This window comes from Spartobacteria bacterium UBA695, from assembly GCA_002298145.1.
In the GTDB taxonomy this organism is placed as follows: domain Bacteria; phylum Verrucomicrobiota; class Verrucomicrobiia; order Chthoniobacterales; family Chthoniobacteraceae; genus UBA695.
The window spans coordinates 135,683-143,649 of record DBMP01000001.1 but is presented as its reverse complement, the minus strand read 5'-3'; the positions used below and the strand labels follow the sequence as shown (position 1 = coordinate 143,649).

Annotated in this window: 8 protein-coding genes; 2 read left to right on the top strand and 6 right to left on the bottom strand. The window is 60.1% G+C overall.

Annotation, left to right across the window (positions count from 1 at the left end):
• Nucleotides 1-148: 148 nt before the first annotated feature.
• Both B2828_RS00720 and ribD read right to left on the bottom strand, forming a co-directional pair.
• Nucleotides 149-1,282 carry an ABC transporter ATP-binding protein gene (locus B2828_RS00720; RefSeq protein WP_479631755.1) on the bottom strand — a complete coding sequence of 378 codons (1,134 nt, stop codon included), beginning with the start codon at nucleotides 1,280-1,282 and terminating at the stop codon, nucleotides 149-151.
• 65 nt (nucleotides 1,283-1,347) lie between these two features.
• On the bottom strand, nucleotides 1,348-2,412 hold the full coding sequence (ribD, locus tag B2828_RS00715) for a bifunctional diaminohydroxyphosphoribosylaminopyrimidine deaminase/5-amino-6-(5-phosphoribosylamino)uracil reductase RibD (protein ID WP_479631754.1): 1,065 nt from the start codon (nucleotides 2,410-2,412) through the stop codon (nucleotides 1,348-1,350).
• Nucleotides 2,413-2,680: 268 nt separating this feature from the next.
• Here ribD and B2828_RS00710 point away from each other — a divergent pair, with 268 nt between their 5' ends.
• Nucleotides 2,681-3,151 (top strand): Hsp20/alpha crystallin family protein, encoded by a 471-nt coding sequence (locus B2828_RS00710; protein ID WP_479631753.1) that lies wholly within the window; start codon nucleotides 2,681-2,683, stop codon nucleotides 3,149-3,151.
• 69 nt (nucleotides 3,152-3,220) lie between these two features.
• Entirely contained in the window at nucleotides 3,221-3,604 is a 384-nt protein-coding gene (locus B2828_RS00705) for an Hsp20/alpha crystallin family protein (protein ID WP_479631752.1), read from the top strand.
• A gap of 267 nt (nucleotides 3,605-3,871) precedes the next feature.
• On the opposite strand, the gene B2828_RS00700 is transcribed toward B2828_RS00705, so the two are convergent.
• From B2828_RS00700 to gcvT, 4 genes are all read right to left on the bottom strand, one after another.
• A complete protein-coding gene (locus tag B2828_RS00700) occupies nucleotides 3,872-4,480 on the bottom strand; it encodes an AAA family ATPase (protein WP_479631751.1) in 609 nt (202 codons plus the stop codon).
• Nucleotides 4,481-4,680: 200 nt separating this feature from the next.
• Nucleotides 4,681-5,856, bottom strand: a complete 1,176-nt coding sequence (ispG, locus tag B2828_RS00695; RefSeq protein ID WP_479631750.1) for a (E)-4-hydroxy-3-methylbut-2-enyl-diphosphate synthase — start codon at nucleotides 5,854-5,856, stop codon at nucleotides 4,681-4,683.
• Nucleotides 5,857-6,449: 593 nt separating this feature from the next.
• On the bottom strand, nucleotides 6,450-6,830 hold the full coding sequence (gene gcvH / locus B2828_RS00690; RefSeq protein ID WP_479631749.1) for a glycine cleavage system protein GcvH: 381 nt from the start codon (nucleotides 6,828-6,830) through the stop codon (nucleotides 6,450-6,452).
• Nucleotides 6,831-6,833: 3 nt separating this feature from the next.
• A complete protein-coding gene (gcvT, locus tag B2828_RS00685; protein WP_479631748.1) occupies nucleotides 6,834-7,946 on the bottom strand; it encodes a glycine cleavage system aminomethyltransferase GcvT in 1,113 nt (370 codons plus the stop codon).
• Between the last annotated feature and the right edge of the window lie 21 nt (nucleotides 7,947-7,967).

Below are 7,967 nucleotides of genomic sequence, written 5' to 3'. Positions count from 1 at the left end.
CGGAAACGGCAATAGAGTTTCGGCTATTGCCAGCCGTTTGTTACGGGGTTCTTAAGTCCCGGCTGGCGGGTGCCAGCTTTGAAAAAAATGCGCCGCTGGAATTTTAAAGTAAAGGCGAATCAGTCCTTCAGGCGTGCCTGAGCTGTGGCTAAAATTCCAGCCGCGCACCGCTGATGACGTCGAAGAGGTGGACGTCGGCGGGGTCGATGTCGAAGGGCATCCGGCGGCCCACTCCGGCCGGGGGCTCGGTCGCCGCACGCCGGGAATGAAGGGTGCTCGCCCCGGTCTGGAGGGTGTAGAAGATTTCCGGGCCGGTGATTTCCACCGCGTCCACAACCGCTTGCCCCGTCGCGGTCCGTTTATTCCCGTCACCGGAGGCCGAGGGCCTCACGTGTTCGGGCCGCACACCCAGAACTAGTTCGCGCCCAGCCAGTTCGGCCAGGCCAGGGCGCTCGGGCAGGGTCAGTTCCACGGTCCCGGCGGTTTCCTTGAAAACAAAACCGGTTCCGCTCTTGGCCGCGCGCAGGTGGCCCGCCAGGAAGTTCATCCCGCCCAGGAATCCGGCGGCAAAGCGGTTGGCCGGGCGGCGGTAGATCTCCGCCGGGGTGTCAAATTGCTTGAGCGTGCCCGCGTCGATGAGCGCCACGCGGTGGGGTAGGGTCGCGGCGGTAAGCGGGTCGGAGGTGGCGTAAATGACGGTGGCCTGGAGGCGTTCCTGGAGTTTCACAAGCTCCGCCCGGAACGCAGCGCGCCGTTCGGCGGGCAATTGCGCCAGGATATCTTCGACTAGGATGGCTTTTGGCTGCCGGATGATGGCCCGGGCGAGGGCCACGCGGAAGGTCTCGACCGGCGAGAGCGCCGCAGGGAGCCGCTCGAATTTCTCGGTAAACCCGGCCACTTCCGCCGCCTGGCGCACGCGCTTGGGGGTTTCAGAGACGGGAAAATGCTGCCCTTTGAGCCCGAAGGCGATGTTTTCGGCGATGTTCCAGTTGGGCACCAGTGCGCCGTGGGCAAAGACAACGGCCACGTCCCGCTGGGCGGGCGGGAGGGCGGTTACCGGGCGGTTCCCCACAACGAATTCGCCCGCGCTCACCGGGTCGAGCCCGGCCAGCAGGCGCAACAAAGCCGAAGCGCCGCACCCGGCGGGCCCGGCCAGCACGACCAGCTCGCGGTCGCGCACTTCGAGGGAAAAATCGTGGACCGCGCCGCCTCCCTGGACGGCTCCGGAAACGTTCTTGAAGGTTACTTGTGCCATGGTCGTAAAACGATCAGCCGTGAGCATAGAGCCGGGATCGCTTTGAGCAACCCGAAAAGAAGCCTTTGGAGGCTAAGGAGCCCTGTCTTTCTTTACTCTTCCTCCTCAGGGTAGCGGACCTCGCCGGTGAGGCGCAGGTCGCTGCCGAAGCGTTCGTATTGCGGATTGACGATCCGAGGGGCTTCGGCGGTGGTGCCGACGCCGAGGCCACCCACGACGAGCCTCGGGCCGCCCATTAGCAGGGGCGCGATGTAGAAACAGACCTGGTCCACGAGCCGCTCGTCGAAGGCTTCGCCCAGGACGCGCTCGCCCCCTTCGATCAGCACGCTTGTTACCTCACGGCGGCCCAGTTCGTCGAGGACGTCGCGGAGTTTTTTCCCGGTGAAGACCAGGGTGCGGGTGCGGTATTCGTCGGTCAGAAGCGCGGCTTCGGGCGGCAGGTTGCCGGACTGCGTTACGATGACCCGCCATGGCTGGCGAGGGTGCTGCGCTCCGGTGCCGGTCTCGGGGAGGCGCACGGTCAACCGGGGGTTGTCGGCGCGGACGGTCCCCCCGCCCACTAGGATGGCGTCGACCTCCGCGCGGAGCCGGTGCGTATCGGCCCGGGAGGCTTCGTTGGTGATCCATTGGCCCTCGCCGGGAGGGCGCGTGATGCGGCCATCGAGCGAAAACCCGGCCTTGGCGATGACCCAGGGCCGCTTGGTGACGATCCATTTATTGAAAGCAAAGTTGAGTCGGCGGCAGTCCTCCTCCAGCACGCCGTAGCTAACGTCGATATCCGCCTTGCGCAGCAGCCCGACGGCCCGGCCGACATGGGACGGGTTCGGGTCCAGCGCGCCGATGACCACGCGGCCAATACCCGCTTCCATAATGGCCTGGGTACACGGGGGCGTGCGGCCCTGCGTGGAGCACGGCTCCAGGGTTACGTAGATCGTTGCCCCGCGCGCGAGCGCCGGATCAGGCAGGGAGCGGAGCGCCTCGATCTCCGCATGGGGATGACCCGCCCGGTGGTGCCAGCCAGAGCCGACCAGCTTCCCGTCCCGGACAATAACAGCGCCGACCGCAGGATTCGGGCTCGTATGCCCCACGCCCCGGCGGGCTTCCGCCAACGCGATCCCCATCCAATATTCATCCGAAAGAATGGCCTCGGCACTCATGGCCTTGATTGAACCCGAAAACCGCGCTCGGGAACAGCCTCAAATAATGCGCCATTTTGGCACGTAATTGTGACAGAAAAATCTGTCGCACGCGAGCCACTGTGGCACACTTATCCTTTTTTCAGTTTGGATAATAATCACTTTAAGAAACTTGGGATCAGATACTTATAAACATGGCATTCCCTTGAGAAAAGTCAGGCATCGGATAAGCTTAGTATAGAAAGCGTCAACCGAATTTACCAAGCAATCGAAAGGAGAAATAAACCGTATGAAACTCATCCGTTATCAAGCACCGGAACTATCCCAATGGTCGCCGTTCAATCGCCTCGCCTCGCTGCGTGAGGAAATGAACCGGATCATGGACGGATCGCTCGCGGCCTTTACGGGCGGCAACGTGGGTCTGTTCGGCGGCTGGAGCCCGTCGATGGATGTGGTGCAGGACAAGGACGCCGTCTATGTGAAGGCGGAGCTGCCCGGCATGAAGAAGGAGGACATCGACATCAACTTCCAGGACGGCATCCTGACGCTCAGCGGTGAGCGCAAACAGGAGTCGGAGGTGAAGGAGGGCGAGTCGTTCCGCAGCGAGCGCTTCTTTGGCAAGTTCCACCGGACAGTCTCCCTACCGACCAAGGTGGACGCCGACAAAATCAGCGCCACATACAAAGACGGCATCCTGACGGTCACGCTCCCGAAGGCCGCCGAAGTGAAAGCGAAACAGATCGACGTTACCGTTTCCTAAAGCCGAATCCCCATCCCCACCTACAACCAGCACATGTATTTTCAAATCACACCATTTGCATTCAAACCTATGAACACACGCGCAAACACCCTTGAAAGAGTCGAGGAAGCGGCCCCCACCCGGATGCCCGCATGGGAACTGCCCCCGACCAATATCCGCGAGGAAAAGGACGCCTACTTACTCGAACTCGAAATGCCGGGGGTCAGCAAGACCGGCATCGAAGTGACGGTGGAGGCGAATGAACTGACGATCGTGGGCCGCCGCAGCGACCCGGAGATCCAAGGCGAGCTCGTCTATCAGGAGTCCCGGCGGGGCGATTACCGCCGCACCTTCGAGCTCGATCCGTCCATCAACACGGGCAAGATCGAGGCGAAGATGGATCAGGGCGTGCTCAAGCTGACCCTTCCGAAAGCGGAACAGGTCAAACCGCACCGGATCCAAGTGACGGACTAGTCACCAAATTCAATTAGAGAGAGAGCACATTGAGGGGTACAGGCGGGGGCACGAAGGGGTTCGTGCCTCCGCTTTTTTTTGTGGGATGCCTTCTGGTTCCCAAACTCTATTGGGGAAGCCACCGGCCAAAGGCCGCCGCGGCTGTTTTGTTACGGCTTCTTAACTCCCGGCCTCCTTTCGGAATAACCCGAAGGGAGGCTTGAGTTAAAAAAAACTTAAAACAGCCCAAGGACGAATGATGACGCCGTTTATTTCCACTCGCTGGTATTATGTTGATGCAGAGAACCATCTGCTTGGCCCGGTAAGTACCGCCGCTCTCGATCTCTTTTTTGTGGAGGGACTCATCACCCTCGGCACGCGGATCATCCGCGAAAACGGAGTGAATTCGATGGTGCCGAGCTGGACGGCGTTGGCCTGCGAAAGGCAGGTCTGGTGGACCTCATCGACGATGAGCAGCTTTTGGTCGGTAAATCCGCCGATGACGCGGTTGGCCAGCACTACGGAATTGCCCTGCTGCTGGAGGTTCATGCTTTTGAGCGTCTCGATGAGGAATTTGCCCAGCGCCCCCTTGGCAGGCATGCGCACGTAGATCGTGCTGCCGTGGTTGTGGGTGCGGGTGTATTCCTCCAGCGCCGTGGTTTTGCCGGTGTGGGAGTCGCCGTAGATCGGCACCACGGTTTGATAAGCGCGGGCCAGGTCGCACACTTCGAAAATCTGCTGCGCCAGCGAGGTTTCGACAAACGCGGATTTAATAATACCGAGCCGGGCCTCCCACAGGTTGCGAAATTCCCGGATGCGCGCGATGACGTTGGTTAGCTCGGCCTCGTAGGTGCCGTGGAAAACGCGGTTGGAAAGCGCGATGCAACGCGGTTGCAAGTGGGTTTCAAGCCAGATACCCTTTTGAGGCAAAAATTTCCAAACCTTTGATCATTTTTTTCAAATCGCGCGGCCTGATACAAGAAAAGAGAGAGAAACCGTCGCGACTCAAACAACGCAACTGTCCGAAGCGGCGTGCGTAAGCCGACGCTATCGCGCGGTAGCGCGGAATGGGTCCAGCGTCACGCTGGTCACGCTGGTCACGCTGGCTCAGTCCAGCGGCCGTGCTCGCGAATTAGATCCACCAGGCGATCCACCGCCTCCGCCTGCGGAATATTGAACTTCACCGGCGTCTTGCCCACATAAAGATTAATCTTCCCCGGAGCGCCGCCCACATAGCCGAAATCCGCATCGGCCATCTCACCCGGGCCATTCACAATACAGCCCATCACCGCAATCTTGAGCCCCTTCAAATGCCCCGTCGCCGCCTTAATGCGGGCCGAAGTCTCCTGAATATTATAAAGCGTCCGGCCACACGAAGGGCACATCGTGTACTCCGTCTTCGTAATCCGGCTCCCCGCCGCCTGCAAAATCGCATAAGCCACCGGAATCTCCTTCACACTGTCCTCCGTCAACGAAACCCGGATCGTATCGCCCAGGCCGTCGCAGAGCAGCGAGCCGATGCCAATCGCACTCTTAATCCGCCCATCCTCCCCGTCGCCCGCCTCCGTCACACCCAGGTGCAGCGGGTAATTCCAGCCCTTCTCATCGAGCCGGGCCGCCAGCAGACGGTATGCCTCAATCATCACCTTCACATTGCTCGCCTTCATCGAGAAAACCAGCTCGTGGTAATCAAGATCGCGGGCAATCTGCGCAAACTCCAGCGCGCTCTCCACCATCCCGAGCGGCGTATCGCCGTAGCGATTCATGATCCGGTCGCTTAAGGACCCGTGATTCGTGCCGATGCGCATCGCCACCCCACGCTCCTTACACAAACAAACCAGCGGCGTGAACCGTTCGCGAATGCGCTCCAGCTCCGCCACATACTCGGCGTCCGTGTATTCGAGCACCTTGAACTTCTTGCTGTCGGCGTAGTTGCCCGGGTTGATCCGGATTTTCTCCACCCACTTGGCCGCTTCCATCGCTGCATCGGGCTTGAAATGGATATCCGCCACGAGCGGCACATTGCAGCCGCGCTCGCGCAAGCCCTTGGCGATCAACTGCAAATTCGCCGCGTCCTTAACCGTCGGCGCCGTGATCCGGACAATCTCGCACCCGGCCTCGGCCAGCCCGAGCGTCTCCTGAATGCACGCCTCCGTATCCATCGTATCCGCCGTGATCATCGACTGAACCCTCACCGGGTTCTCGCCGCCGATACCGACATTGCCGACTTTGACCTCGCGGGTGACGCGCCGTTGGAACGAACTGGAACTCATCTTGCCTGCAAGCTTACCCGGAAATGAGCGATTGGGAAGGAAGGAGTAGCTCCCACGGTGTGAGTGCTAACCGCAAAAGAAGAAAATTTCGTGTTCGTTGCTAATATCAATTCGCGCTCTCTGCAGAACGTGGGAGACGGATGCTTAGCGCCTCGATCGGTGGTATGTCTGCCGATTTGGGCCCGAAGGAAATTTGCAGAGGCAATGAATCGCCCTCTGAAGGAGGGTTTTTAATCTCCAGTTCAAAAGCGATTCCTGGTTTCTTATTGAAAATTTCCGGTAGCGGCACGTACCACACGGATCCTTCTTTCGACTCTTTGTGATTAATTCCCGCCAAGGTTGGCGTAATCCGATACCTGTCTATCGGGTTAACGCCTATCCAGCGGCACCGCACGTTCAGCAATGTATATGCTGGCCGCTGCAAAACCTTGAACCCATCCACAATAAGGGTCGTCTTATCGGAAACCTTAATCGTTATTGGAAACGCCGGGTCAGCGGCATTGAGACGGATGCACGTAAGGAATATCGCAAGTAGTAATATGGATATTCTCATACAAGTCTATTTCCGCAGTTTTGCGGGTCACTACGGGGCATTATTCCCCGAGCAGCGCGCGGTAAGCTGCCGCGTCCTGGAGCTGCGCCACTTCCTCGGGCGCGTCGAGCTTCAGGGTAAAGAGCCAGCCTTCGCCGTACGGGTCGGTATTGACCAGCGCGGGGCTATCCACCAGTGCTTCGTTGACCGCCACGATCGTTCCGGAGACCGGGGCGTAGATGTCCCCGGCGGATTTGACGGACTCCACCACGGCGACGGACGCGCCCGCAGCGACTTTATCGCCCACGGTCGGCAGTTCCACAAACACCACGTCCGTGAGTTCTTCCTGGGCGTGGTCGGTAACGCCGACGCGCGCTTGGTCCCCCTCGATGCGGATCCATTCGTGCGTTTCGGTGTATTTAAGGTCGTCGGGAACGTTCATTGTCTATTTACGGTGAAGCGGTTTTTTTTCGATGGTGGCCGGGAAACGGCGTCCCCGGATGTCGATTTCGATTTCTTCGTTGATTCGGGCGAATTCGCTCGGAATGTAGGCCATCCCGATGCCGATGCCGAGGGTGGGGGAGAGGGTGCCGCTGGTGGTTTCGGCAATCGCTTCCCCGTTTTTGAAGATCTTATAGTGCGAGCGCGGCGGTGGCGTCTTGCCCTTCATCTTAAAGGGGACGAGGCGCTTGGAGACGCCTTGGGCGCGCTGTTCGGCCAGCTTGGAGCGCCCGATGAAATCCGGCTTCTCCAGGTCGACGAAGAAGGACATGCCCGCTTCGATCGGTGTGTGGCTAGCCGAGAGGTCCGACCCATTGAGCGGGTAGCACATTTCCAGGCGCAGCGTGTCGCGCGCGCCGAGGCCGCAGGGGCGGATGCCGAGATCGGAGCCCTTTTCCAGGATGCTCTGCCAGATCGTTGGGGCGAATTCCGCCTTGAAGAAAAGCTCGAAGCCGTCCTCGCCGGTGTAGCCCGTGCGGGCGATCCAGACCGTCGTGCAGCAGGCGTCGTAGCGCTTGATCTCGTTGCGGGCGGGCCGGGAGATTTTGCCCTCGAAAAAGCGGTCGAAAAGCACCGCGGCGCGGGGTCCCTGGACGGCCAGGCCTGCGAATTCGTCGCTGCGGTTCTCCAGCGTAACGCCCTGGGCCAGGTGGCTCTGGAGCCAGGCCACGTCTTCGTCAATTTTTGAGGCGTTGACGACGAGTAAATAGCGGCCCTCTTCCAGCCGGTAGGCGATCAAATCATCAATGACGCCGCCGTCCGGATTGAGCAGAAAGGTATACTGGCATTCGCCCGGCTCCAGGCGCTCGATGTTGTTGGTGAGCACCTGGTTAAGCCAGTTGGCCGCCTCGGGCCCGCTGACGAAAACCTCGCCCATGTGGGAAATATCGAACACGCCGACGGCGTTGCGCACGGCATGGTGTTCATCCAGGATGCCGGTGTACTGGACGGGCATGTTCCAGCCGCCGAAATCGACCATTTTGCCACCTGCGGCGACATGGGTTTCGAAAAGGGGCGTTTTTTTGGGCGGTGTGGTTGAGGTGGCTTCGGAGGACACAAGCGCGGATGCTAGAGTCGG

Coding starts and splice junctions, on each gene's coding strand:
- B2828_RS00710 (WP_479631753.1), top strand. CDS start 2,681: ATGAAACTCATCCGTTATCAAGCACCGGAACTATCCCAATGGTCGCCG.
- B2828_RS00705 (WP_479631752.1), top strand. CDS start 3,221: ATGAACACACGCGCAAACACCCTTGAAAGAGTCGAGGAAGCGGCCCCC.
- ribD (WP_479631754.1), bottom strand. CDS start 2,412: ATGAGTGCCGAGGCCATTCTTTCGGATGAATATTGGATGGGGATCGCG.
- ispG (WP_479631750.1), bottom strand. CDS start 5,856: ATGAGTTCCAGTTCGTTCCAACGGCGCGTCACCCGCGAGGTCAAAGTC.
- gcvH (WP_479631749.1), bottom strand. CDS start 6,830: ATGAACGTTCCCGACGACCTTAAATACACCGAAACGCACGAATGGATC.
- B2828_RS00720 (WP_479631755.1), bottom strand. CDS start 1,282: ATGCTCACGGCTGATCGTTTTACGACCATGGCACAAGTAACCTTCAAG.